The organism is Pseudomonas sp. LBUM1641 (assembly GCF_059716235.1).
The window spans coordinates 969,918-995,165 of sequence record NZ_CP166815.1 but is presented as its reverse complement, the minus strand read 5'-3'; the positions used below and the strand labels follow the sequence as shown (position 1 = coordinate 995,165).

The 25,248-nt window shown below is 61.3% G+C and carries 21 protein-coding genes and 2 pseudogenes; 11 read left to right on the top strand and 12 right to left on the bottom strand.

Features of this window, described 5'->3' with window-relative positions; translation table 11 throughout:
• Window positions 1-8: 8 nt before the first annotated feature.
• The 4 genes and pseudogenes from ACA046_RS04360 to ACA046_RS04345 form a co-directional block, all read right to left on the bottom strand.
• Window positions 9-584, bottom strand: coding sequence for a flavin reductase family protein (locus tag ACA046_RS04360; RefSeq protein ID WP_497675964.1), 576 nt, complete (start codon window positions 582-584; stop codon window positions 9-11).
• Between the two features lie 54 nt (window positions 585-638).
• Window positions 639-1,070 (bottom strand): annotated as a pseudogene (locus ACA046_RS04355) (methyl-accepting chemotaxis protein); the annotation flags it as partial.
• Window positions 1,071-1,178: 108 nt separating this feature from the next.
• Window positions 1,179-1,955: pseudogene (locus ACA046_RS04350) on the bottom strand (PAS domain-containing protein); the annotation flags it as partial.
• A gap of 107 nt (window positions 1,956-2,062) precedes the next feature.
• Entirely contained in the window at window positions 2,063-2,395 is a 333-nt protein-coding gene (locus ACA046_RS04345; RefSeq protein ID WP_459026041.1) for a DUF2790 domain-containing protein, read from the bottom strand.
• Between the two features lie 237 nt (window positions 2,396-2,632).
• On the opposite strand from ACA046_RS04345, the gene ACA046_RS04340 reads away from it, so the two are divergent.
• The 4 genes from ACA046_RS04340 (at window position 2,633) to ACA046_RS04325 (ending at window position 6,678) form a co-directional block, all read left to right on the top strand.
• On the top strand, window positions 2,633-3,961 hold the full coding sequence (locus tag ACA046_RS04340) for an OprD family porin (protein WP_459026039.1): 1,329 nt from the start codon (window positions 2,633-2,635) through the stop codon (window positions 3,959-3,961).
• 236 nt (window positions 3,962-4,197) lie between these two features.
• Window positions 4,198-4,383: a hypothetical protein gene (locus tag ACA046_RS04335; protein ID WP_076014925.1), complete on the top strand. Its 186-nt coding sequence runs from the start codon at window positions 4,198-4,200 to the stop codon at window positions 4,381-4,383.
• Between the two features lie 220 nt (window positions 4,384-4,603).
• Window positions 4,604-5,278, top strand: coding sequence for a heavy metal response regulator transcription factor (locus ACA046_RS04330; protein ID WP_076014924.1), 675 nt, complete (start codon window positions 4,604-4,606; stop codon window positions 5,276-5,278).
• Window positions 5,275-6,678 carry a heavy metal sensor histidine kinase gene (locus ACA046_RS04325; RefSeq protein ID WP_459026035.1) on the top strand — a complete coding sequence of 468 codons (1,404 nt, stop codon included), beginning with the start codon at window positions 5,275-5,277 and terminating at the stop codon, window positions 6,676-6,678. The genes ACA046_RS04330 and ACA046_RS04325 overlap by 4 nt, the downstream gene beginning before the upstream one ends.
• A 139-nt stretch (window positions 6,679-6,817) precedes the next feature.
• Here ACA046_RS04325 and ACA046_RS04320 read toward each other — a convergent pair whose 3' ends face one another.
• The 3 genes from ACA046_RS04320 to ACA046_RS04310 are packed head-to-tail and all read right to left on the bottom strand — an operon-like array spanning window position 6,818 to window position 12,357.
• Window positions 6,818-9,979 (bottom strand): CusA/CzcA family heavy metal efflux RND transporter, encoded by a 3,162-nt coding sequence (locus tag ACA046_RS04320; RefSeq protein ID WP_497675963.1) that lies wholly within the window; start codon window positions 9,977-9,979, stop codon window positions 6,818-6,820.
• 18 nt (window positions 9,980-9,997) lie between these two features.
• Window positions 9,998-11,116, bottom strand: a complete 1,119-nt coding sequence (locus ACA046_RS04315) for an efflux RND transporter periplasmic adaptor subunit (RefSeq protein WP_497675962.1) — start codon at window positions 11,114-11,116, stop codon at window positions 9,998-10,000.
• A gap of 17 nt (window positions 11,117-11,133) precedes the next feature.
• Window positions 11,134-12,357 (bottom strand): TolC family protein, encoded by a 1,224-nt coding sequence (locus tag ACA046_RS04310; RefSeq protein WP_445572674.1) that lies wholly within the window; start codon window positions 12,355-12,357, stop codon window positions 11,134-11,136.
• A 160-nt stretch (window positions 12,358-12,517) separates the two neighbouring features.
• On the opposite strand from ACA046_RS04310, the gene ACA046_RS04305 reads away from it, so the two are divergent.
• The gene (locus tag ACA046_RS04305; RefSeq protein WP_008437506.1) at window positions 12,518-13,192 is read left to right on the top strand and encodes a heavy metal response regulator transcription factor; all 675 of its coding nucleotides are present in this window, start codon (window positions 12,518-12,520) and stop codon (window positions 13,190-13,192) included.
• A 3-nt stretch (window positions 13,193-13,195) separates the two neighbouring features.
• On the opposite strand, the gene ACA046_RS04300 is transcribed toward ACA046_RS04305, so the two are convergent.
• Window positions 13,196-14,101 (bottom strand): cation diffusion facilitator family transporter, encoded by a 906-nt coding sequence (locus tag ACA046_RS04300; RefSeq protein ID WP_497675961.1) that lies wholly within the window; start codon window positions 14,099-14,101, stop codon window positions 13,196-13,198.
• A 217-nt stretch (window positions 14,102-14,318) separates the two neighbouring features.
• On the opposite strand from ACA046_RS04300, the gene ACA046_RS04295 reads away from it, so the two are divergent.
• Window positions 14,319-15,689, top strand: a complete 1,371-nt coding sequence (locus tag ACA046_RS04295) for a GntT/GntP/DsdX family permease (RefSeq protein WP_023659163.1) — start codon at window positions 14,319-14,321, stop codon at window positions 15,687-15,689.
• A gap of 3 nt (window positions 15,690-15,692) precedes the next feature.
• On the opposite strand, the gene ACA046_RS04290 is transcribed toward ACA046_RS04295, so the two are convergent.
• Window positions 15,693-16,982, bottom strand: coding sequence for an MFS transporter (locus tag ACA046_RS04290; protein ID WP_459026026.1), 1,290 nt, complete (start codon window positions 16,980-16,982; stop codon window positions 15,693-15,695).
• A 188-nt stretch (window positions 16,983-17,170) separates the two neighbouring features.
• Here ACA046_RS04290 and ACA046_RS04285 point away from each other — a divergent pair, with 188 nt between their 5' ends.
• The 4 genes from ACA046_RS04285 to ACA046_RS04270 all read left to right on the top strand — a co-directional run bounded on the left by ACA046_RS04285 (window position 17,171) and on the right by ACA046_RS04270 (window position 22,542).
• Window positions 17,171-18,589, top strand: a complete 1,419-nt coding sequence (locus tag ACA046_RS04285; protein WP_497675960.1) for a short-chain fatty acid transporter — start codon at window positions 17,171-17,173, stop codon at window positions 18,587-18,589.
• A 264-nt stretch (window positions 18,590-18,853) separates the two neighbouring features.
• The gene (locus ACA046_RS04280; protein WP_497675959.1) at window positions 18,854-20,554 is read left to right on the top strand and encodes an acid phosphatase; all 1,701 of its coding nucleotides are present in this window, start codon (window positions 18,854-18,856) and stop codon (window positions 20,552-20,554) included.
• 122 nt (window positions 20,555-20,676) lie between these two features.
• Complete coding sequence (locus ACA046_RS04275; protein WP_459026020.1) at window positions 20,677-21,846, top strand: hypothetical protein; 1,170 nt, start codon at window positions 20,677-20,679, stop codon at window positions 21,844-21,846.
• A 171-nt stretch (window positions 21,847-22,017) separates the two neighbouring features.
• On the top strand, window positions 22,018-22,542 hold the full coding sequence (locus ACA046_RS04270; protein WP_459026018.1) for an SET domain-containing protein: 525 nt from the start codon (window positions 22,018-22,020) through the stop codon (window positions 22,540-22,542).
• On the opposite strand, the gene can is transcribed toward ACA046_RS04270, so the two are convergent.
• On the bottom strand, window positions 22,539-23,183 hold the full coding sequence (gene can / locus ACA046_RS04265) for a carbonate dehydratase (protein ID WP_003214385.1): 645 nt from the start codon (window positions 23,181-23,183) through the stop codon (window positions 22,539-22,541). The two genes, ACA046_RS04270 and can, sit on opposite strands and share 4 nt — an antisense overlap.
• 151 nt (window positions 23,184-23,334) lie before the next feature.
• Between can and ACA046_RS04260 the strand changes: the two genes are divergently transcribed.
• Window positions 23,335-23,739: a serine kinase/phosphatase gene (locus ACA046_RS04260; RefSeq protein ID WP_459026015.1), complete on the top strand. Its 405-nt coding sequence runs from the start codon at window positions 23,335-23,337 to the stop codon at window positions 23,737-23,739.
• Between the two features lie 120 nt (window positions 23,740-23,859).
• Here ACA046_RS04260 and rimI read toward each other — a convergent pair whose 3' ends face one another.
• Window positions 23,860-24,312 carry a ribosomal protein S18-alanine N-acetyltransferase gene (rimI, locus tag ACA046_RS04255; RefSeq protein WP_003214382.1) on the bottom strand — a complete coding sequence of 151 codons (453 nt, stop codon included), beginning with the start codon at window positions 24,310-24,312 and terminating at the stop codon, window positions 23,860-23,862.
• Entirely contained in the window at window positions 24,305-25,042 is a 738-nt protein-coding gene (locus ACA046_RS04250; protein ID WP_459029189.1) for an energy transducer TonB, read from the bottom strand. Before ACA046_RS04250 ends, rimI begins: the two co-directional genes overlap by 8 nt.
• Window positions 25,043-25,248: the final 206 nt, after the last annotated feature.

Sequence of the window (25,248 nt, the reverse complement as noted above, 5' to 3'; positions counted from 1 at the left end):
CACTGGGCTTAAAGCTGTCGCCCATCAATGGGCTTACCGATCGTCAGGAAATGCCCACCCGCCACATGGTGCAAGGTACGCAGCGCATCGTGCCCTTCGAAATGCCAACGACCGTCGCTGAACACCCGCTCATCCGCTTCGGCCGCCACCACTTCGGCGAGGAACAAGTCGTAGGTCTGCTGGTTATGCGGCTCCGGCAGCAACCGGCACTCCAGCCACGCCACGCAACCTTCGAGCATCGGTGCTTCGGTGTGTTCGCCGCTGAACGCCTGCAAGCCATACGCCGCGAACTTGTCCGTCTCGCTGCCGGTGGTGTTGCCTACGGTCTGCACAATATCGGCTTGGGCCGCGCACGGCACGTTGAGCACGAAGGTGCCGGCGCTTTCCAGCAGTTGCCGGGTCCAGGTGGCCTTGTCGAGTACGACGGCGACTTTGGGCGGTTCGAAATCCAGCGGCATGGCCCAGGCCGCCGCCATGATGTTGCGCTGGCCGTTGTGCGCAGCGCTGACCAGCACGGTCGGGCCGTGGTTGAGCAAGCGGTAGGCCTTGGACAGCGGGACGGGACGGCGATGGTTAGGGCTCATGGACGAAAGGCTCGAAAAAAAAACCTACGATACCTCAAGCACGAACCCCGGTGGCTAGCTGCTTAGTTGATTGGCAAACTGCCCCACCGCGCTGACCACCTTTTGGGCACCGTCCTGGATCTCGACGATCACCGTGCCCGCCTCGGCCGCCAACGCCAGGCCTTGCTCGGCTTGCAGGCGGCCATCGGTCATCAGCGCCACTGCATCGCGGGCCATGTCCTGGTTCTGGCGCACCACGCCAACGATTTCTTCAGTGGCCTTGCTGGTACGCGAAGCCAGTTGCCGAACCTCATCGGCCACCACCGCAAAACCACGGCCTTGCTCACCGGCGCGGGCGGCTTCGATGGCGGCGTTGAGCGCCAGCAGGTTGGTCTGTTCGGCGATGCCGCTGATGGTCTTGACGATGCTGCCAATCACCTGGGACTGGGCGTTCAGCGCTTCAATGCCCTCGCCTGCCTGTTGCATGTGTTTGGCCAAGTCGCGCATCACGTCCACCGCCTGGGTGACCACAGTGGTACCGCGCTGGGCACTGCTATCGGTTTGCAGCGAGGTGCTGTAGGCGATGTTGGCCGCTTCGGCCACGGCCTGTTCCTGGTTGATCTGGTCGGTGATCACCGTGGCGAACTTGACCACTTTGTACAGCCGCTCATTGGCGTCGAGTACCGGGTTATACGAGGCCTCCAGCCACACCACCCGCCCGTGGCTGTCTACACGTTTGAAGCGGCCGGCGACGAATTCGCCGGCGTTCAGACGCTTCCAGAACTGCTGGTACTCGACGCTGTTGGCGTCCTGCGGTTCGCAAAATATCCGGTGATGTTTGCCCTGGATTTGCGCCAGGCTGTATCCCATGCCGTTGAGGAAACGGTCGTTGGCCGTCAGCACATTACCGTTCAGGTCGAACTCGATCACCGCCGTAGAGCGCACCAGCGCGGTGATCAGGTTTTCGTGCTCGCGGGAGGCCTCGATGGTGCGGGTCAGGTCGCTGGAAAACATCGAAATATGCTTGATACGCCCGTCGCTGCTGCGCACCGGTTGCACGATGGAACGCAGCCACGCCTCGTTGCCATTGCCCCGCGTCAGGCGCACCGTGCCGGCGAAATGTTCGCCACGCACCAGGGCGTTTTTGAAGCGCAGTTGAAACGCGTCCTGCTTGACGTGCGCCGGTACCAGGTCTTCGATCAAGCGGCCTTGCAGTTGGCCTGTCTGGTACGCCATCTCCTGAAGAAAGATGGCATTGACCGACTCGATGCGCCCTTCGGGATCCAGGGTCAGGGTCATCATTTCACTTTCCAGGCTCTCTCTGACTTGCTGCAGGCTGGACAATTCTTCGCGAAGAGCGGACAGCTCCTGCTTGAGACGGGTGTTGAACATGGAGGCACCGGTGGGCAAGTAAGGACGTGGGTCTGACCTGCATCGGCGCTGCTGGCGCTTTCTGAAGAGCGCTTTAGCGCATTGCTCAACTATATTTTCGCGGCCCCTCAACTGCCGTTGTTACGGCAGATGCCCATGACCTGGTACTGGAGCGTGTTGAGCTTGCCGGTGGAATCTTCATAGGTCATGCGCGACGGTACCGCGTTGCACGAACGGATCGGCGGCGTGACGTTGACCACCTTGGCAATGTCCAGCTTCATGCCGTAGCGATAGTCCTGGACCACGGGTACCGCCTTGCCTTTTTTCGCGGCATAGGCGGCCATGGCTTGCTCGTTGTTTTGCAGCATCTGGGCGAAGGTGCGATCACCGCCGCCTTCAGCCATCGCGCCGACGGAAAAGATCAGGGCCAATGCAGCGACAGTGGTTTTCAGGGTGTTCATGAGGGCGTCCTCGTCTGATTTCATTGATTGAAAGTCAGAGCAAGAGTAACTAACTAAGCCTGTCGCAAAGTTCACCGAAAGATTACTTATCCGTTATGTCTTGTTGAAATTCCAAAATTGTAATCTGTGCGCCACCTCGTCGTTATCTCGTGTTTGCAACTATCTGCGCGGGCACCACTAAAACAAGAATGCCCCATCGATAAGAAGCTAATAGCTGCCACTACCGAGGAGCGCTACATGAGTAATCACCGCACACTTTCGCTTTCCATGATTGCCGCACTCGCGGGGCTTACCCCGCTTTCAAGCATGGCCGCGGAAGATAAACTTGAAGGGTTTATCGAAGGCAGCACGTTGAACGTGCTGGCCCGCAACTTCTACTTCAACCGTGACGATCGCAAGGGCCAGTCCAGCCCCACCGGCAATGGCTACTCGGAAGCCTGGGCCCAAGGGTTTATCGGCAAATTCGAATCCGGTTTTACCCAAGGCACGGTAGGTTTCGGCCTGGACGCGTTTGCGATGTATGGCCTGAAACTCGACTCCGGCACCGGCCGCAGCGGTGGCAAGGGCTCGTTCGGCGTGCTGCCGGTAGACAGCGACAACCACCCGGAGGACGGCTACAGCAAGCTCGGCGGCGCGGTAAAACTGCGCCTGCTGGATACCGTGATCAAGGCCGGTGATGTATTCCCGCTGACCCCGGTGGTGGCCTATGGCGACTCGCGGGTGTTGCCGGAAAGTTTCCGTGGCGTCACCGCGCAAAACACCAGTGTTGAAGGCCTGAGCCTGCAGGCCGGGCATTTGAGCGGCATGAGCCAGCCCACCCAGAGCGGCATGGATAAAGGCTTTGCGACGTTTTATGCGGGCAAGGTGGACTCGCCCTGGATCGGCTACGCCGGTGGCGAATATCAAGTAAACAAACACCTCAGCGTCAGCCTGTACACCAGCCGCCTGAAGGATGCCTGGGACCAGTACTACTTCGGCAGCGCCGCCAGCTACCCGCTGAACGATGATGTGTCGCTCTTTGGCGACTTCAACTATTACAAGGCGGTGGACGAGGGCAAGAAACGCCTGGGCGAGTTCGATAACAACATCTGGAGCGCCAGGGTCGGGGTCAAGGTGGGCGCCCACAGCCTGGCGTTGTCCCACCAGCGCAACAACGGTGATGACGACTTTGACTACCTGCGCATGTCGGACTCGATCTTCCTCAACAACTCGATCCAGTACAGCGACTTCAACTCGCCCAAGGAACGCTCGTGGATGCTCGCCTATAACCTCGACATGCAGGCCTTCGGCATCCCCGGCCTGTCGTTCATGACCCGCTACGGCAAGGGCACCGGCGCCGACTACAGCAACGCCAATGCGGTGTACATGCGCCGTGACGCGGCCGGCGACCCGTTGACCGATCAACGCCGCTGGGAGCGGGATATCGAGGCCAAGTACGTGGTGCAGGGCGGCAACTTGAAAGACCTGTCGCTGCGGCTGCGCCAGGCGACGGTTCGTTCAAGTGCCTTTGAGTCGGACCTGGAAGAAGTTCGGCTGATTGTCGAATATCCATTGGCAATTCTCTAAACGACGCCCTTTGTAGGAGCGAGCTTGCTCGCGAAGAACCTGAGAGCGCTGCGTTAAACCAGAAGCCCCGCGTTATCGTTAACGACTTTCGCGAGTAAGCTCGCTCCTACAATTGAATAACATCTGTTCACAATTTGAAGCCTGTCAGAACTGTAATATGCGCCTCACCTTCTCGTTAAGTTGCGCTTCTTATACTGGCTACAACTAACGGCACACGCCTTATTTGGAGACACGTCATGAAGCCATCGCACTTGTTATTGATCAGTTTTCTCGGCGCCACTTCCAGCCTCGCATTGGCCGACGACGGTGCCGACCGTTCCCGGCAGTTCCTCGCCGAGTTCCGCCAGCAACAGCAGCAGGTCCACGGCGAACAGTCCGTGGCCGAGACCGCGCCCGCCGACGCACAGAAGCAGTCGATCTGAACGGCGCACACCGAGCACATTCATCTCTGAAGCTTTTGTGTAGCTCCTTTGGAAAGAGATGAATTTTTTACGCCCCGCATGGGGCGTTTTTTTTGCCTGCCGGTTTTGCAGCGCAACAAGCAGTCACAAACTGCCCGGTTGACCCTGTAGTTACTTCAGCCTTCAGGCTTCGGAAAATCCGAATCACAGTCTCTCTCTATCAATAAAAGGTAAATTCCCCATGCGTATCCTTGTGGTTGAGGACGAGCAAAAAACCGCCGCCTACCTGCAGCAGGGCCTGACCGAAAGCGGTTACGTGGTCGACTGTGCAGCCAGCGGCGTGGACGGCCTGCACCTGGCCGCGCAACACGCTTATGAACTGGTGATTCTCGACGTCAATCTGCCGGCCAAGGATGGCTGGGAAGTGCTTGAGCAATTGCGCCGCGACAGCAGCCAGCGGGTAATGATGCTGACGGCCCGTGGCCGGTTGGCCGACAAGATCAAGGGCCTGGACATGGGCGCCGATGATTACCTGGTCAAACCCTTCGAGTTTCCGGAGTTGCTCGCCCGGGTGCGCACCCTGCTGCGTCGCAGTGAGCACATACCGGTGCCGGAAGTGTTCCAGGTGTCGGACCTTGAACTTGACCCACGCCGCCACCGCGCGTACCGAGGCACCCGACGTATCGACCTGACCACCAAGGAATTTGCACTGCTGCACGTGCTGATGCGCCAGTCCGGCGAAGTATTGACCCGCACGCAGATTATTTCCCTGGTCTGGGACATGAATTTCGACTGCGACACCAACGTGGTGGAAGTCTCCATCAGCCGCTTGCGGGCCAAGGTCGATGACCAGAGTGACGTCAAGCTGATCCACACCATTCGCGGCGTGGGTTATGTGCTGGAGGCCCGTCAATGAAAGCCAGCAGCCTGTCGATGCGCCTTGGGCTGACGGTGAGCCTGATGGGCGCCGGCCTGGTGGTGTTGCTCGCAACGTTGGCGTACCTGGCGCTGACCCACGAGCTGGAGAAACTGGCGCGCAAGGGCCTGGAAAGCAAGATGGAACAGATCCAGCACAGCCTCGCCCTCGGCCTGGACACCCGCGACATCCAAGCCCGCCCGCACTCGCTGATGGACCTGGTGATGGGGCACGATAATTTCTACCTGACCATCGTTGGCACTGCGCCCAATGAAGTGGTGCTGCTCAGCATCGGCGCCAAGCCCCAGGAACCGTTGCTGACCGACTTCGCCCCGTCCCAGAACCTCGGTTACCTGAACTGGGACGACGGCAACGGCAATCAAGTACTCAGTGCCTCCAGCCTGATGCGCCTGGCCAGTGGCGAGCGCGTGCGGGTCCTGTTATCGCTGGATCGCAGGGACGATCAGGCGCTGCTCAGCGCCTACCTGCGTTCCACCGTGATCGCCCTGCCGCTGCTGTTGCTGCTGATCGGCATCGGCGCCTGGTGGGTGGTGCAACGCGGGCTGGCGCCGCTGCAGCAGTTCAGCCGCGTCGCCGCAAAAGTCACCACGCAGGACCTGACCCACCGCCTGGCTGTGGATAACTTGCCCAAGGAGCTGGGCGAGTTGGCGCAAGGCATCAACTTCATGTTGCAGCGCCTGGACGGCGGCGTGCAGCAGCTGTCGCAGTTCTCCGATGACCTGGCCCATGAGCTGCGCGCGCCGCTGACCAATTTGATGGGCAAGGCCCAGGTGACGTTGTCCCGGGAGCGCCCGCCGCAGGAGTACAAAGCGGTGCTGGAATCCAGCACTGAAGAGATGGAACGCTTGGCGCGGATTGTCTCCGACATGCTGTTCCTGGCGCAGGTCAGCCACCCTGCGGCGCGGGTTTCGTTTGCGCCGGTGTCCCTGGCCGCTGAAGCACGCCGGGTGATGGAGCTGTTTGCGTTGAGTGCCGAAGACAAGCAATTGACCTTGAGCCTCGACGGCGATGCCTTCGTGCATGGCGACCGTTTGATGATTCAGCGGGCGATTTCCAATTTGCTGTCCAATGCCATTCGTCATAGTCCACCAGCCTCCAATATTTCGTTGCAGGTAGAGACTCACACCGAGCAAGTATCGCTGTCGGTGGGCAATTCCGGCCCGGGGATTGAAGCGCAACACCTGCCGAACCTGTTCGAACGCTTCTACCGCGTCGACAGCAGCCGCGCCCGCTCCGAAGGTGGCACCGGGCTGGGGCTGGCGATTGTGCGGTCGATCATGATGCTGCATCAGGGGCGGGCTGAAGTCAGCAGCCTGCCTGAAAGTTTCACTGAGTTTCGACTGGTGTTTCCTCTTCACACCAACGCTATCTGCCAATAAATCATTGTGGCGAGGGAGCTTGCTCCCGCTGGGTTGCGCAGCAACCCTAAAAAGCCCACCGCATTCTTTCAGCTGAAAATAGGTCACCAGTGTTGGGGCTGCTGCGCAGCCCAGCGGGAGCAAGCTCCCTCGCCACAGGTTATTGGTCAGACATCACGCGGTCTTCCTGTTCCTCACGCCGATGCGCCCAGTGATACAGCGCCGGCAATACCAGCAGGGTCAGCAGCGTCGACGAGATAATCCCGCCAATCACCACCGTCGCCAACGGGCGCTGTACTTCGGCGCCGGTGCCGGTGGCGAGGGCCATGGGGATAAACCCGAGCGACGCCACCAGTGCCGTCATCAACACCGGGCGCAAGCGCGTCAGGGCGCCTTCGTTAATCGCCACCGACAGTGAGCGCCCTTCCTCCCGCAGGCTACGTATGAACGCGATCATCACCAGCCCGTTAAGCACCGCCACTCCCGACAGCGCGATAAAGCCCACGCCCGCCGAGATCGACAGCGGAATATCCCGCAGCCACAGCGCCATGATCCCACCGGTCAACGCGAAGGGAATCCCGGTAAACACCAGCAGCCCGTCCTTGAGGTTGTTGAACATCATGAACAACAGCCCGAACACCAGCAGCAACGCCACCGGCACCACGATGCGCAAGCGTTCGGAGGCCTCCTTCAACTGCTCGAACTGGCCGCCCCAGCTGGTCCAGTAGCCCGCAGGAATTTTCACCTGGGTGCCGATGGCAGTCCCGGCTTCCTCGACAAACGAGCCGATATCCCGCCCACGCACGTTGGCGCTGACGATCACCAAACGCTTGCCGTTTTCGCGGCTGATCTGGTTGGGGCCGAGCACCAGGTCCAGGCTGGCGACTTCCGACAGCGCGATAAACCCCAACTGCCCCGCCGCGTTATTCGCCAATGCCGGAATCGGGATCAACAGCCGCGACAGGCCTTCGATGTCGGTACGCAGGGCGTCGGACAAACGCACGACCATGTCGAAACGCCGGTCGCCTTCGTACATCGTTCCGGCCTGGCGCCCACCCACGGCGACGGCAATCGTGTCTTGCACATCACCCACGTTCAGGCCAAAGCGCGCGGCCTTGTCACGGTCGATATTGATGGTCAGCACCGGCAAGCCGGAAGTCTGTTCCACCTTCACTTCCGAGGCGCCCTTGAGGGTTTGCAAGGTCTCGGCGATTTCCCCGGCGGTCTTGTTGAGCACCGCCATGTCGTCACCAAACACCTTCACCGCGACGTCGCTGCGCACCCCGGATATCAGCTCGTTGAAGCGCAGCTGGATCGGTTGCGACAGTTCATACACGCTGCCCGGCACAATCGCGCTGGCACGCTGGATGTCAGCAATGATCGCCTCGCGGGACTTCTTCGGATCCGGCCACTGGTCCTTGGGCTTGAGCATCACGTAGCTGTCGGAGATGTTCGGCGGCATCGGGTCGGAGGCGATTTCCGCGGTGCCGGTGCGGGCGAATACCCGCTCGATTTCCGGCACTTCGGCCATCAGGGTTTTTTCCAACTGTTGCTGCATGTGCACCGATTGCGTGAGGCTGGTGCCCGGAACGCGCATGGCCTGCAGGGCAAAGTCACCTTCGCTCAGGCTGGGGATAAATTCGCTGCCCATGCGACTGGCCACCGCACCCGACACGACGATGGTCAGCACCGCCAGGCCGAACACCAACGGGCGGCGCGCCATCACCCAATCCAGCACCGGCGCGTAGACGCGACGTGCGGTGCGCATCACCAGGTTTTCTTCTTCCTTGACCTTACCAGTGACGAACAGCGCAATCGCTGCCGGCACGAAGGTCACGGACAGAATCATCGCCCCCAGCAGCGCGATCACCACGGTGAACGCCATCGGGTGGAACATCTTCCCGGCCACCCCGGTGAGGGCGAAGATCGGCAGGTACACCACCATGATGATCAGTTGCCCGAAGATCAGCGCGCGCCGCGCCTCCTTGGCCGCCCCGAACACTTCATGCAGGCGCTCGCTGCGGGTCAACAATCGCCCGTGGCGCTGCTGGGCATGGGCCAGGCGGCGGATGGAGTTTTCGACGATCACCACCGCACCATCGACGATAATCCCGAAGTCCAGGGCGCCGAGGCTCATCAGGTTGGCGCTGACCTTGTTGGTGAACATCCCGGTAAAGGTGAACAACATCGCCAGGGGAATCACCATCGCAGTGATCAGCGCGGCGCGGATGTTGCCAAGGAACAGGAACAGCACCGCCACCACCAGCAGTGCGCCTTCGAAGAGGTTTTTCTTCACGGTGCTGATGGCTTTTTCCACCAGGTTGGTACGGTCGTAGACGGTGACGGCGACCACACCGTCAGGCAGTGAGCGGTTGATCTCTTCGAGTTTTTTCGCGACCGCCTGGGACACGGTGCGGCTGTTTTCACCGATCAGCATAAACACCGTGCCCAGCACTACTTCGCGGCCATTTTCAGTGGCGGCGCCAGTACGCAACTCACGGCCGATATCGACCTGGGCGACGTTGCGCACGCGAATCGGCGTACCGTCAGAGGTGGTGATCACGATGTTGGCGATGTCGTCGATGGACCCGACTTGCCCCGGCGCACGGATCAGCAATTGCTCGCCGCTGCGCTCGATGTAACCGGCGCCGACGTTGGCGTTGTTGCGCTCCAGCGCCGTGACCAGGTCGCCCAAGGTCAGGTTGTAGGCCGCCAGGCGCTTGGGGTCCGGGGCGATCTGGTATTCCTTGGCAAATCCGCCGATGGTATTGATCTCGGCCACGCCCGGCACATTGCGCAGTTGCGGCTTGATGATCCAATCCTGGATCACCCGCAGATCAGTCGGCGTATAGGCTGAGCCGTCCTCCTTGCGGGCGCCATCTTTCGCCTCCACGGTCCACAGGAAAATCTCCCCGAGCCCGGTGGAAATCGGCCCCATCATGGTTTCAATGCCATCCGGCAATTGCTCGCGGGCCACTTGCAAGCGCTCGTTGACCAGTTGGCGGGCGAAGAACAGGTCGGTGCCGTCCTTGAAAATCACCGTGACCTGGGACAAGCCCGAGCGCGACAGCGAGCGGGTCTGCTGTAACCCCGGCAGCCCGGCCATGGCGGTTTCGATGGGAAAGGTGATGCGCTGCTCGGTTTCCAGCGGCGAAAACCCCGCCGCCGCCGAGTTGATCTGCACCTGGACGTTGGTGATGTCGGGCACTGCGTCGATGGGCAATTTCTGATAACTGGCGATGCCGACACCGGCCATCAACAGCACCGCCAGCAACACGATGATGCGCTGCTCGATGGCGAATTGGATAAGGCGCTCAAACATGGGAAATCACTCGCAGGGTCAATGGGCGTGCTCGGCCGAGGCCTTGCCCAACTCGGACTTGAGGATGAAGCTGCCGACGGTGGCCACCTGCGCACCGGCGTCGAGGCCCTGGCGGACTTCGACGAAACCGTTTTCGCTGACGCCCAGTTCGATATGCCGGGTCATGAAGCCGTCGCCGGTGCGCACGAACACCGAGGGTTTGTCTTCGACGGTCTGGATCGCTTCCTGCGGGACCGTGACCTTGGCCTGGTAAGTGTCGGTGGCAACTTGCACGGAGACGAACAGCCCTGGACGCCACGAAGCGTCGGGGTTCGGCACCGTGACGCGCACGGTGGCCGTGCGGGTTTGCTCCCCCAGCAAATTGCCGACATAGGCCACGGTGCCGAGCACTTCGGTGCCCATTTCCGAGGAGGTGACCTTCACCGGTTTGCCGACTCGGACCTTGTTCAAATCCTTGGGGAACACGCCGAAGGTGACCCACACCTGGGACAGGTCCGAGAGGGTGAAGGCGTTGCTGGTCTCGCTCACCACTTCGCCGACACCCAGGTGTTTTTCCACCACCACGCCGTCGAACGGCGCCCGCAATTCGTAGCGATTACCGCCGACCAACACAGCGCTGCCGCTCAGGGCGCTCATCTTTTGCCGCGCATTGTTCAGGGCGATTTCGGCCTCTTGCAGCGCCTGACGCGCCAGCAGGTAATCCTGTTCGGCAGAGATTTTGTCCTGCCACAACTGGCGTTCGCGCTGGAAGGTGGTGCGGGCCAGCACAACCCGGCGCTCACTGGCTGCCAGTTCACTGCGCTGATCGGAAATCTGCTGGCTGGCGATCACCGCCAACAGCTCGCCCTTCTTTACCGATTGGCCGAGGTTGACCTTCACCGACTCCACTACGCCAGCGGCACGCGGGACGATGTGGGAGGTGCGGTCCTCGTCGAAACGCACCTCGCCTGGCAGTGAAAGCACGGTGCTGATCTGCCGGGATTGCGCCGGGGCAAGTTGAATGCCGGCGGCCTGGATCTGCTGTTCGGTCAGCTCGATTTTGCCTTCTTCTTCCGCCTCTGCCGCACCGCTGATGGCCGGCCACGCCAGCATCAGCCCCAGCGCAATGGCCAGTGCCCTACTTTGTGTGTTGTTCATGGAATGCTCCTGGAAATTCAAAACCGGGCGAGGTCGCCGTAAATCCGTTCGATACGCACCCAGGCTTCAGTGGCCTGGGCGGTCGCCGCGAGGTATTGGGTGCGGGCCGCAATCAAGGTGCGCTGGGCGTCGAGCACCTCGAGGAAGTTGAACTTGCCCATTTCGAAGCCACGGGTGGCGCTGTCCACGGCGCTTTGGGCGGCGGGCAGGATCTGTTGGTTGAACGAGCGCACTTCGGTATTCGCGGTTTGCCAGAGGTCCAGGGCCTGGCGGGTTTCGGTGCGCAGGCGCAGTTCGGCGGCGTTGCGCAGGTCGCGGGCCTGGTCGGCACGGCGACTGGCGGCGAGCACGTTGCCCTGGTTGCGGTTGAACAGCGGGATGGGCATCGACACGCCCACCACGTTGACCCGCTCACGTACGCTGGCGTCGTACTGGCTGCCGATGGACACGTCGAGATCGGGAATGCGCTGGGCTTTTTCCAGGCCCAGTGCCGCTTCACCCTGGACGATTTGCAGCTCGGCCAAACGCAGTTCGACGGTTTGCTCCAGACGCCCCAGCAACTGCGCGGTCGGCGGTAATTCAGGTGCCGCCTGGGCTTGGGTGGCGACCGCCTGGAAGTCGGTACTGGCCGCGCCGGTACTGGCAGCGAGGCGGCGATAGGCGTCGGTCAGGCCCATCTGCGCGCGGTTGAATTCCAGGCGAATTTCCGAGAGCTGAACCTGGGCCCGGGTGGCTTCCACTGGCGACGATTTGCCGGCAGTGACGCGACCGTTGGCAACCACCAGGCCGCGCTCGGCCAATGCCAATGAGCGCTGGGCCAGGTCGAGACGTTCCTGGGCCCGAAGCGCGCCGTAGTAACCGTCGATAACATCCGCACGCAGTCCGTTGCGGCGCTGCTCCAGGGTCAGTGCGGCGGCTTCCTGGGCGCGGGTGGCGACATCAATCCGTGCGCCGCGCTTGCCACCCAGTTCCAGGGTCTGGCTCAGCTTGACGGTGGTGGTGCGCGAGTTGCGGCGGGTGTCTTCGGCATCCCACGAGGCGACCGGGTTCGGGATCAAACCGGCCTGTTGGCGACCGCCTTGGGCGATGTCGATTTCCCACTGTGCAGCGGCCATGTCCGGGTTGTTGGCGAAGGCGGTTTGCAGGGCCGATTCGAGGGTCAGGGTTTGCGCATTGACGCCCTGAACCGTCATCAGCAATAGAACGGCGGGCCCAATGAACGTGCTTATAAAAGTTGGCATAACCAGAGTTCCATGCCCATGAATTAACAGGTGGGCAATGTAACTTTCAGTACTTATCAGAGGAGTGGCCAGAACATTACAAATCCGTTAGCAACGGCTCTGCCACGGGCTTTTGCTTTAAGCTCCCGGCAACTTTCCACTGCCCAGCGGGATCCCCGACATGCGTATTCTGGTCATCGAAGACGAACCTAAAACCGCCGATTATTTACATCAGGGATTGAGTGAAAGTGGCTATATCGTCGACTGTGCCGCCACCGGTGCCGACGGCTTGCATTTGTCCCGCCAGCACGCCTATGACCTGGTGATGCTCGACGTCAATCTGCCGCTGATGGATGGCTGGGATGTGTTGCAACGCATCCGCCAGAACAGCAGCACGCGGATCATGATGCTGACCGCCCAAGGCCGCCTCGCCGACCGGATCAAGGGCCTGGACCTGGGCGCCGATGATTACCTGGTCAAGCCGTTTGAATTCCCCGAATTGCTCGCACGAGTGCGCACCTTGATGCGCCGCAGCGTGCACTCGCCGGTGCCGGATGTGTTGCGGGTGGCCGACCTGGAATTGGATCAGGGCCGCCACCGGGCGTTTCGCGGCCTGCAGCGCATCGACCTGACCACCAAGGAATTCGCCCTGCTGCACCTGCTGATGCGCCAGAGCGGCGTGGTGCTGTCCCGCACGCAGATCATCTCGTTCGTGTGGGACATGAACTTTGATTGCGACACCAATGTGGTGGAAGTGTCGATCCGCCGCCTGCGGGCGAAGATCGATGACCCGTTCGAGCGCAAGTTGATCCATACCTTGCGCGGCGTGGGTTATGTGCTGGAAGACCGTGAATGACGGTCAGGCGTGCACCTCGTCGTGCTCGTCATGCTGAAAACCTTCGCCTTCGATCTGGATCGTGGCGTGGGAAATATCGAATTGTTCATGCAGTAACTCCGTCACCTGGCTGAGGATCTGTTGCTCGGTGACTTGCGCCGAATCCGCCACCAAGTGAGTGCTCAGCACATTTTTGCCGCTGGTGAGGGCCCAGATATGCAGATCGTGCACGTCCTTGACGCCGGGAACGCCGCGAATCGCCTGCTCCACCTTGTCGATATCGATGCCGTCCGGCACACCTTGCAGCAGCACGTTCATGCTTTCCTTGAGCAGCGTCCAGGTACGTGGCAACACCCAGAAGCCAATCGCTGCCGCCACCACTGAATCCACCCAGCCCCAGCCGGTGTACATGATCACCAACGCCGCGATGATCACGCCGACGGAGCCGAGCATGTCGCTCCAGACCTCCAGGTACGCGCCCTTCACATTCAGGCTTTCGCCGCTGGCCGCACTCAGCAATCGCATGGAAATCAGGTTGACGATCAGCCCCAGCACCGCGATCACCAGCATGCCGGTGGACTGGATCTCAGCGGGCGCCTGCAAGCGTTGATACGCCTTATACAAGATGTAGAACGCCACGCCGAACAGCAGCAGCGCATTAAACGCCGCCGCCAGGATTTCGAAACGCGCATAGCCGAATGTGCGCTTGCGGTCGGCGGCGCGCTTGGCCACCTGGATCGCCACCAGGGAAATCCCTAGCGCCAAGGCATCGGTCATCATGTGCGCGGCATCGGACAACAGCGCCAGGCTGCCGGTGATAAAGGCGCCGATCACCTCGGCAATCATAAAGCTGCCGGTAAGTGCCAATGCGATCCATAACAACCGCTCGTGACCGGCGCGTACTTGGGCGTGGCTGTGTCCTGCACTCATGAAATGTCCTCGTGGGTCGTGGTCCGGTTGATCATAGAGCTATAGGTCAAAACCACCGGCATGGGTTGCGAAATTGTCATCCCGCCGTCAGCTGGACGTTACGCCATGCGCACCAAAATTGAACATGAACGCTCTGGAACCGTTGTATCAGGTATGCTTTTCGAGCAGGAAACAAAAAGAAACATATTAGCCAACCTGTTCGATAAGGAGTCCCGTTTTGGAGTTATCGACTGCCGCGTGGATGGTTCACGACACCCGCCTCATGTTCTGCGTATTACTGGCCATCGCCAGCATCATTGTGTTGATCAGCGCGACCAAGCTGCCGCCCTTCCTGTCGATCCTGATCGGCACGTTTATCGCCGGTGTCGGCGCCGGCTTACCGCCGGAAGAAGTGGCCAAGGCGTTCAGCAAAGGCGCCGGGGCGATCCTCGGTGAAGCCGGGATCATCATTGCCTTGGGCTCGATGCTCGGCGCGTTGATGGCCGAGTCCGGCGCTGCCGACCGTATCGCCACCACCCTGCTCGGGCTGGGCAAGGGCAAGTCGTTGCCCTGGGTGATGGCGCTGGTGGCAATGGTGATTGGCTTGCCGTTGTTCTTCGAAGTGGGCCTGGTGATGATGGTGCCGATCATCTTTGTGATGGCCAAGCGTTCGAACCAGCCGCTGCTGAAAATCGCTATCCCGGCGCTGGCGGGCATGACCACCCTGCACGCTTTGATGCCGCCGCATCCGGGCCCGCTGATTGCGGTGGGCGCGTTGCACGCCGACCTGGGCCTGACCATGTTGCTGGGCTTCTGCCTGGCGGTACCGGCCGTGATTCTGGCGGGCCCGTTGTACGGCAACTGGCTGTCCAAGCGCATGCACGTGGACGAGCCGGCCGACATTGGCGCGCTGTTCAGTGCACCGCCCAAGGCCCCGCGCCAGCCGAGCTTTGGGGTGTCGCTGCTGATCATTCTGTTGCCGGTGATCCTGATGCTCGGCAGCACTTTGGCCAAGGTCGCCATGTCGCCGGAAAGCCCGGTGGCGTTGACCTTGAAATTCCTCGGTGAGCCGTTGATCGCGCTGGGCCTGGCGGTGATTGCCGCCGTGATTTGCCTGGGCTGGGCCAGCGGCATGCCGCGGGCCGATGTCGGCAATACCTTGCGCAAGGCGCTGGCGCCAATCGCGGTGCTGTTGCTGACCATCGGCGCGGGCGGCGGGTTGAAGCAAACCCTGTTGGATGCCGGCGTGAGCCAGACCATCAGCAAGGTGGCCGAAGGCGCACACATGCCGTACCTGTTGCTGGCCTGGTTGATTGCGGTAGCGCTGCGTCAGGCCACAGGTTCGGCGACCGTCGCCACCACGACAACGGCGGGCATCCTCGCGCCGATGATGGCGGGGTTGGCGGCGACGCAAAGCTCACTGGTCGCCCTGGCGATTGGTGCCGGCTCGGTGTTCTTCTGCCACGTCAATGATGCCGGCTTCTGGATGGTGCGTGAGTACTTCGGCTTGCAGTTGAAGCAGACGATTTGGGTATGGTCGGTGTTGCAGACCATTGTGTCGGTGGTCGGTTTGGTCGGCACGCTGCTGATGTGGCACTTCCTGACGTAAGCCTTATCCTGCCTGGGTGCGGCGCTTGCCAAAAAGCGCCGCACTCACTGCGCCCACCGCACCCATCACCACACAATACCCCACGCAGATCCATGGGCTGGTGGGCATCAGTGCGATCAACATCAGCGGCGTGGTACTCGCCCACAGCGCATAGGCAATGTTGTAGGTGAAGGAGATTCCCGACACCCGAACTTGCGCCGGAAACAGGCTGACCATCACCGACGGCACCGCGCCCACCACCCCACAACTCAACCCGGCAATCGCATATGCCGCGCCCAGCCATACGCCGCCGGCAATCAGGCTGGCATACAGCACGGCAATCCCCACCGGCAGCAACAGGCTGTAGACCAACACCGCGCGCCAGGCGCCGATACGGTCCACCAGCAGCCCGGCCAACACACAACCGATGTTCAGGAACACGATGCCCAGCGCGCTCAGGGCGAAGGTGTGGCTGGGGCTCATGCCAAAGGTTTTCTGCATCATGGTCGGGGTGATGACTACCAGCACGACGACCGCCGAGGTGAGTACGCAGGTGAGGATCATCGCCGGCAGCAGCGCGCTGCGGTGCTCTCGCAAGACGGTGCGCAGGGGCAGTTCGGCGCCGGCCTGGCGGCGGGCCTGCATTTGGATGAATACCGGGGTTTCACTGAGCCAGCGCCGCAACCACACGCCGATAACGCCGAATACGCCGCCCAGCAGAAACGGGAAGCGCCAGGCGTAGTCGAGGATTTCTGCCGGGGTGAAGACTTGCGCCAGCAGTGTCGCGGTCAGCGCACCGAGCAGGTAGCCGAAAGTCAGCCCGGCTTGCAGGAAGCCGAGGGCATAGCCGCGATGATTATCCGGGGCGTGTTCGGCGACAAACACCCAGGCACTGGGTACTTCCCCGCCCACCGCCGCGCCCTGGAGGATGCGCAGCGCCAGCAGGATCAACGGCGCGAAATAACCGATTTGTGCGTAGGTGGGCATCACCCCGATCAGCAGGCACGGCAGCGCCATCATCAGGATGCTCAGGCTGAACACCCGTTTGCGCCCCAGGTGATCGGCGAAGTGCGCCATCAGGATCCCGCCCAGCGGGCGCGCGAGGTAGCCGGTGACGAAGATGCCGAAGCTTTGCAGCAGGCGCAGCCACTCGGGCATTTCAGGCGGGAAGAACAGCTGGCTGAGGGTCAGCGCGAAAAATACGAAGATGATGAAGTCGTAGATTTCCAGGGCCCCGCCCAGGGCGGCCAAGCCCAGGGTTTTGTAGTCGGCGCGGGAGAAACGCTGCGCCTGTGGATAAGCGGTGGCAGTCATGTGAAAGCTCGGCAGACAAACGAAATGGACTGCAGGTTATGAGCTGGGCCGAGTGATGGCAATCACGCTGGATATATTTGCTTTACTCATTGATCAATGAAGATAACTACATTCCCAAATGAATAGCCGTAGAGGAACATGCAGCAAAACTGCCGCCCCCATAATAAATACAAATAGAGGTACTGAACGTGGCCGATGCTATCGAAGACAGCCGCTACGCCCGATTCGCCCTGCGTTGTTCAAACTTCGCCGAGCGCTGGTTTCCGGACTCCTGGGTGTTTGCCGCCCTCGCCGTGATCATTGTCGCGGTGGCGACCCTGAGCATGGGCGCCGCGCCGACCGAGGCCGCCAAGGCCTTTGGTGACGGTTTCTGGAGTTTGATCCCGTTCACCATGCAAATGGCCTTTGTGGTGATTGGCGGTTACGTGGTCGCCAGCTCCCCACCCGCCGTGAAACTGATCGATCGCCTGGCGCGCATTCCGAAGAACGGCCGTTCTGCCGTGGCGTGGGTGGCGCTGATTTCGATGGTCGCCTCGTTGCTCAACTGGGGCCTGTCCCTGGTGTTCGGCGGTTTGCTGGTGCGGGCACTGGCCCGTCGTACGGATTTGCGCATGGACTATCGCGCGGCCGGTGCTGCGGCCTACCTCGGTCTAGGTGCCGTTTGGGCGCTGGGGCTGTCGTCGTCGGCAGCGCAGTTGCAGGCCAACCCGGCCAGTTTGCCGCCTTCGATTCTGTCGATCACCGGGATGATCCCGTTCACCGAGACGATCTTTCTGTGGCAATCCGGCGTGCTGTTGCTGGCGTTGATCGTGGTCTCGCTGATCATCGCCTACGCCACCGCGCCGGGTCCGAACTCCGCCCGTGACGCCAAGGCCTGCGGTGTCGACCCAGCCTTCAACCTGCCCAAGCCACAACCGCCGACGCGCCCGGGCGAGTGGCTGGAACACAGCCCGTTGCTGACCATCCTGCTGGCGTTGCTGGCGGCCGGGTGGCTGTTCCACGAGTTCTCCACCAAGCCGGCGATCAGCGCGATCTCGGGGCTCAACACCTATAACTTCCTGTTCCTGATGGTGGGTGCGTTACTGCACTGGCGCCCGCGCAGCTTCCTGGATGCGGTGGCCCGGGCGGTGCCGACCACCACCGGGGTGCTGATCCAGTTCCCGTTGTATGGCTCGATTGCGGCGCTGATGACGGTGGTCAAAGGTGGTGACGGCGCAACCCTGGCCCACCATATCTCGACCTTCTTCACCTCGATCGCGTCCCACGACACCTACGCGCTGTTGATGGGCGTGTACTCGGCGGTGCTGGGCTTCTTTATTCCGTCGGGCGGCGGCAAGTGGATCATCGAGGCGCCGTACGTGATGCAGGTCGCCAATGACCTGGAATATCACCTGGGCTGGGCGGTGCAGATCTACAACGCCGCCGAAGCGCTGCCGAACCTGATCAATCCGTTCTATATGCTGCCGCTGCTGGGCGTGCTGGGGTTGAAGGCGCGGGACTTGATCGGTTTTTCGTTTGTGCAGTTGCTGGTGCATACGCCGCTGGTGCTGTTTTTGCTGTGGGCGTTGGGCACGACGCTTAAATATTTGCCGCCGGTGATGCCGTAAACGCTTCTGTCATATTGCCTGCTTAAGCTTCTCACCCAGGCCCGGCAACGCCTCTTGCCCCTTGATCGGCACCTCGCCGATCAAGGGGCAAATCAGTGCGTCGCAGCGCGGTCGCGTTACAAAACCCGTCAGTCACAAACAGTTCCCTTACGCCCTAAGGCCTCGCCTTATAGACTGAAGCGTTTAAGCTTTGCCATATTTCACGCCATTTCAATGAAACATCCAGAAATAAAATAAACCAAAAACAGCAGTGAGAAGCCTCGGATGACTGACGAAACAGAAGACCAGAACGCCTCCAAAAACGCCTCCGACACCCTCCCCGACTCCAGCCGTCGGCGCTTTCTAGGCGGGGTTGCCGTACTCGGCGCCGGAGCCACCCTGAGCGCCTGCGGTGGCACGGCGGACAAGCCGGGCTCGCCGGTCGACCGCGAACTGACTCCTGCAGAACTGGACAAGGCCCTGCACGACAACGTGAAAAACGTGGTGGTGATCTACGGCGAGAACCGCAGCTTCAACAATCTGTTTGCCGACTTCCCCGGCGTGGAGAGCCCGCTCTCCGCGCTCAAGCCCGCCGACTACCAGCAACACGACCGTGACGGCAGCCTGCTGGACACTTTGCCTGAGGTGTGGGGCGGGGTGACCCAGTTGGGCCCGCAGACCATCGACGGGGTGGTCTACCCCAGTGCCACCCAATATCAGCAACACCTGCCCAACGCGCCTTTCGCGTTGAAAGGCCCTGACGGTGAAGACCTGCCGCTGGCCCTGGTCACCCGCGACCTGTGGCACGTGTTCTATCAAAACCAAATGCAGATCAACGGCGGCAAGAACGACCGTTTCGTCGCCTGGGCCGACTCGGGCGCGCTGACTTTCGGCCATTACCCGCAAACCCGCTATTCCCTGCGCCTGTGGGACGTGGCCAGGGAATTTGTGCTGTGCGACAACTTCTTCCAGGGCGCCTTTGGCGGGTCGTACCTCAACCACCAGTACCTGATCAGCGCCCAAGTGCCGTTCTACCCGGACGCCGCCAATTCAGTGGCCAAGTCGCAGATCGCCACGTTGCAGAGCGACGACCCGACCGGCACACGCCTCAAGCCGCTGGACAAATCCCCGGCCAGCGCGATGACCGGCCCGCCGCAATTCGGTCCGAGCGCATTGACCCCCGATGGCTATGCAGTGAACACCATGGCGCCGCCCTACTGGCCCACCTGGATCCGCGACCCGGAACGTCCGGACTACGCCAAGCCGGACCTGCCCAGCGTACTGGTGCCACAATCCCACGAGCACATCGGCGACAAACTGTCGAAGAAGAACGTCGACTGGGCCTGGTACGGCGGCGCTTGGCAGGCAACGATCGACGAGCACAAAGATTCGGCAGCGATTCCGAAGATCCCGAGCTTTCAGTACCACCACCAGCCGTTCAACTACTTCAAGCAGCAAGGCCCGGAAAACCCGGTAGAGCGCAAGAAACGCCTGCGCGATGGTGGCCTGGGCGACGACCCGAGCACCAACCACTTCATGGCCGACGCCCAGGCCGGCACGCTGCCGGCGGTGAGTTTCTACAAGCCCCAGGGCAACCTGAACATGCACGCCGGTTACGCCGATGTGGCTTCGGGCGACCGGCATATCACCCGTACGTTGAAGATGCTGCAGGAAAGCCCGCAGTGGAAAAACATGGTGGTGATCATCACCGTCGACGAGAACGGCGGCTGGTGGGACCACGTGGCACCGCCAAAAGGCGACCGCTGGGGCCCGGGCACGCGCATTCCGGCGCTGGTGATTTCACCGTTCGCGCGCAAGGGCACGGTGGACCATACGGTGTATGACACGGCGTCGATCCTGCGCCTGATCACCCGGGTGTTCCAACTGGAGAAACTCGATGGCATCAAGCTGCGGGACGAATCGATGGTCGCACGCGGCCAGAAACCCATGGGTGACCTGACCAACGCGCTGCACTTCAAGGTGTAGACGCTCTTGCTCAAAAGCGACAAGCGCGCAGTTTTTCTACGCGCTTTTCCCGGTCAACCGCTACTGTGTGAGGGTGGGCATTCACCCCGCGCAGACGGGCTTTCGCTGACAGGGAACCATCCATGTTTAAACTCACCAGGTTGTCCTTCACCCTGGCCGCACTGACCTTGAGTGCGGTCGTACACGCTGACGTCACCGTACCGCTGGGTACCCCGCAACGGGTCACCCAGTTGTTCGCGTACCCGAACAATTGCAACGTCATCTGCTTTCGTCCCTGGACGCTGGAGCAGACCGTCGAGCACTACCTGAACCAGAGCCTGCAACGAGACGGTTACAGCCGAGGCAAAGTCAGCGTAAAAACCGAGCATGACCAGGTGCTTGCCACCTTCAGCGGCGTGCCGGACGGTTATGGCCAGCCGCTGACCACCTTGCTCGACACCGCCGACCTGGCTTACCAGGGCGCCAGCAAACTCAATGGCGATGGCAAGTGGCAGTTCAACTGGTACCTGTTCCTGCCGCTGGGCATGGCCCTGGAAAACCGCAAGAGCATCGAACTGCTGCACTTCCCGCCGGACTATTCATTGACCCACTTCCAGGACTACCTGGAGTCGGCCACCACTGACCGCTGGGCGACCCTGCTGACGGCCAATGGCATCCCGGCAACCCAGACGCCGGAATACCAGACCATCATCGACATCGCCCCGATCGCCGCCCCCGCCACCGCGGGCAAGGACCTGGAAGGCGTGTACGGTTACTTCACCGACTACCAGACGCGCATGGTCAAGGAGCTGAGCCTGCACGCGGGCGGCGCACTGCCGATGGTGGCCTTCGGGGCGCCAGTGCGCAGCTGGATCAAGCAGCAATACGGGCAAACCGTAGGTGTGTTGGGCCTGGCGCAGATCAGTCCGGTCGATGGCAGCAAGGTCGCCGTGCTGGGGGCCAATCACCCGAGCTACATCTGGTACGCCGCCAACCCCGACACTTATGACGGCGACGAGCAAAAGGCCGATGAGGCCGGTTTGAAGGTGATGGGCCAGGATTTGAGCGCCGCCTGCTGGCAGGCCTCGATGGGCCAGAAACCCGCCAGCGATCCGAATGTGCAGCTCAAGGGCTGCATGAACACCTGGCAGGTAACACGCAAAGAGCAGACCTGCGAACTGTTCTACACCTCGATCCGCGAACTGACGCCCGAACAAGCGAACGCCAAGTGCGCCCAACCGGCGATCAAAACTCAGCTAAGGCAATTGAAGGGCGCAGTGCCGGCATCGTCGGTTGATGCGCCGGCGCTTTGACACAAGCTGCAAGGGGGGCGTTTTCCTACAGAAAAAATAGCCGATTTCTACTGTCAGATTTGACAGTAGAAATCGGCTCCCGCTTAGGCGAGGCTTGAGCCGTGCCCATCCGCTGCAAGACTGGCAGTCCAGACACCCTCGGCAGGTCGATGCAGCCCCTCTTGGAGAGTCATGAAAACTCAAGCCATGGATCAGGCTAAAACCGTTGTGAGTGACTGTCTTTACCCGTTTGCGTCCGTGCTCGCCCAACACGCCTACCCACGCACCCGCGACTACGAAGTGGTGCGTGCCCGGGACGGCTCAGGGGATGGCATCAAAACCCGCGTCGCCTTTGATAGCCGTCTGTGCATCGCCAAGGTGTCCGGCTATGCCCTGAGTGAGCGGCGCCTGCATACGGTGCAGATATCCTCGCGAATCCACTTGTACGACCCGTGGTTCAGCGGTCTGCTGTCGCACTCGTGCAACCCGAACGTGTTTCTCGACATGACGTACCTGGAACTGTGGTCCGTTCAGCCGGTGCCCGCAGGCGCCCTGTTGACCATGGATTACGCCCACACCGAGGAAGTGTTGTTCCGACAGTTTCGCTGCCAATGTGGCGAACTCAACTGCCGGGGATGGATCACCGGCATGAACGAGCCGCTGAACACCGAGGGTCAACAGTTCATGGAGCAGTGGCGCAAACGCAAAAGCCCTTAGACCGCACCCAGCGGGCGCAGGCGGTATTGCGGCGGCAACTGCTCGAAACCACTGATGGTGGTGTTCAGGCTTTTCCAGCGACCGTCCTTGATCCCGTAGATACAGCCGTGAACCGACAGGCTCTGCCCGCGGTGCCAGGCGTTTTGCACAATGCTGGTGTGCCCGACGTTGGCCACTTGCTGAATCACGTTCAGCTCGCACAGGCGGTCTACGCGTTCCTCTTCCGTGGGCAACTGGGCCAGCACGTCGCGGTTTTCGTAGTACAGGTCACGGATCGTGCGCAGCCAGCCGTCAATCAGGCCCAACTGGTTGTCCTGCATCGAGGCGCGCACACCGCCACAGCCATAGTGGCCAGTGACCAGGATGTGTTTGACCTTGAGCACGTCGACCGCGTACTGGATCACCGACAGGCAATTGAGGTCGGTGTGCAGCACCACGTTAGCCACGTTGCGATGCACAAACAGGTCGCCTGGCAGCATGCCGACGATCTCGTTGGCCGGTACGCGGGCGTCGGAACAACCGATCCACAGGTATTCCGGGGTTTGCTGGCGGGCGAGCTTGGCGAAGAATTCGGGATCTTCCTGTTTGATCGCATCCGCCCAGCGTTCGTTGTTATCAAGCAGGTCTTGTAGTTCGTTCATCAGGGAAAGCCTCAGGAATGATGCGCAGCTTTGACAGACGACCGCCCATCCGGGTCACGCCGGGAATAAAGATAGCCGGCTGGCAATTACTTGAATCTTGGGGAGCCATGCCTGTCCACACACTATAAGCCCCACAGTATGAGGAATCGCCATGACTGATTCACGACGTCCTTTCGGCGCCACCCAACCCGAGCCGATTGATGATAACGAAGACCGCATGGGTTCGATGCGCGAACTGGATTTTGACGAAGAGGAGCCAACGGCAGAGATCGGCGAAGAAATTCCGCCAGGTGAACGCAAGCATTTGATGCCCGACGAACGGGTGCGCGAAGCCGGGATGACCGGGGCTTCCACTGCTGATCATGAATCAACCGATGATGACATGAGCCCGGAAACGCTGATCCGCGAAGATGGTGCGCGGGACGCGCGGGAAGAAGGTGAAGATGGACAGGCCGATTGGGACCTGAGCATCGTCGATGAAGACGAGATTGGCGGCGGCAATGGCCTGGATGAGGCCGAGCTGGCCGATATCGATCCAGTAGATGGAAACCGCTGACACTCTGCTGAACTAAATGTGTGTGCGGGGTTGCTCGCGAATACGATGTGTCAGTCAATACATCGGGCGACTGAACCACCGCCTTCGCGAGCAAGCCCGCTCCCACATTAGGCCCTGTGTTTAGTCGACCAGGGTGCAGGCCATCACGACCGCATCTTCACGACCACCGACGGCGGGGTAATAGTCCCGCCGGCGGCCAATTTCGTTGAATCCGTAACGCTCATACAGCCGGAACGCGCCGGTGTTGCTGTCGCGTACTTCCAGGAAACATTCCCGCGCCTTGGCCTCGTAGGCCCGTGACATCAGGTGTTCCAACAGGCTCAAACCCAGGCCACGGCCCTGGTTTTCCGGCTTGACCGTGATGTTCAGCAAATGCGCTTCATCGAGGATGATCTGCACCACCCCGTGGCCCACCTGCTGCTCACCTTCGAACATCAGCCAGATCTGGTACTTGCCCAGCCCATCGAGAAAAATCCCGCGGGTCCAGGGGTGGCTGAACGCTGCGTATTCGATCTTCAGTACAGCGTCGAGGTCCGCCTCGGTCATCGGGCGGAAGGATAAAGCTTCACTCATCGGTACTTTTCCAGCGCGCCATCAGCCGGCGCATGGCTTGCCAGACATCAGCCTTACGCTGTGGCTCTTCCATTAATAGTTCCAGGCCCGGCAAGGCCCAGACGGAGCCCAGACCTTCGACCTGCAGTTCGCGGTACCAGGCCTCGGCGTCGGCTTCGCCGGCAAAACGCACGGCGGGCAGGCCGATCAGCCATAGGCATACGCAGGGCTCGTCTTCCAGCCGTGCCGAGACAAAACCTTGCACAAAGTCCCGCGCAGCCTCCGGGCCCTGGTCCATGGTGCCACGGGCCAGCAGTGGCCAGCGTACCGGCTCGCCGACGATTTGCGGGCTGTCGGGCAGGCCGGCGGCGCGCAACATGTCCTTGAGCAGCAGATAGGCCGGGTCACGGGACTGGAAGCGCTCGCCGGTCGGCAACTCCACCAGCAACAGGCAACGCCCGGCCCGCAGCAGTTGCAGGGCAAAGCGCGGCGGCGGCACGACCGGGGCCTTGGCCACGGCAGGCGCTTCCTCGGCGACGACCGGCTTGGCAACCGGCGACGGCCGTGGGACTTCGACCTTTGGCCGAACCACCGGGGTTTCAGCCACAGGCTTGACCAGCGGCACGGGCGCCGCCGCCTCCTCACCCGAAGGCTCGAAAGCCTCGAACGGTTCCGGGGCCTCCAGCAGCTCGGGCCGCGAGGGTGCGGCGAAGGGCAATTCAGTGCGCGGCAGCCAGTTGACCACCTGCATGGCGGTCAAGTAAGCGCGACGTCGGGACTCGATAAGCAAAGGTCGGCCACTTGTGGATAACTAAAGAACGGGGATTCTACCGCCCTTCGACGAAGATCGCCCGCAGTTGATCGTGCAAGTGGGTGCCTCACGACCGGCTGTGGATAAATCCCACCACCGATGCAGTACAATCGCTGCTTTTAATCGCTAACCAGCCGGCCATTCCG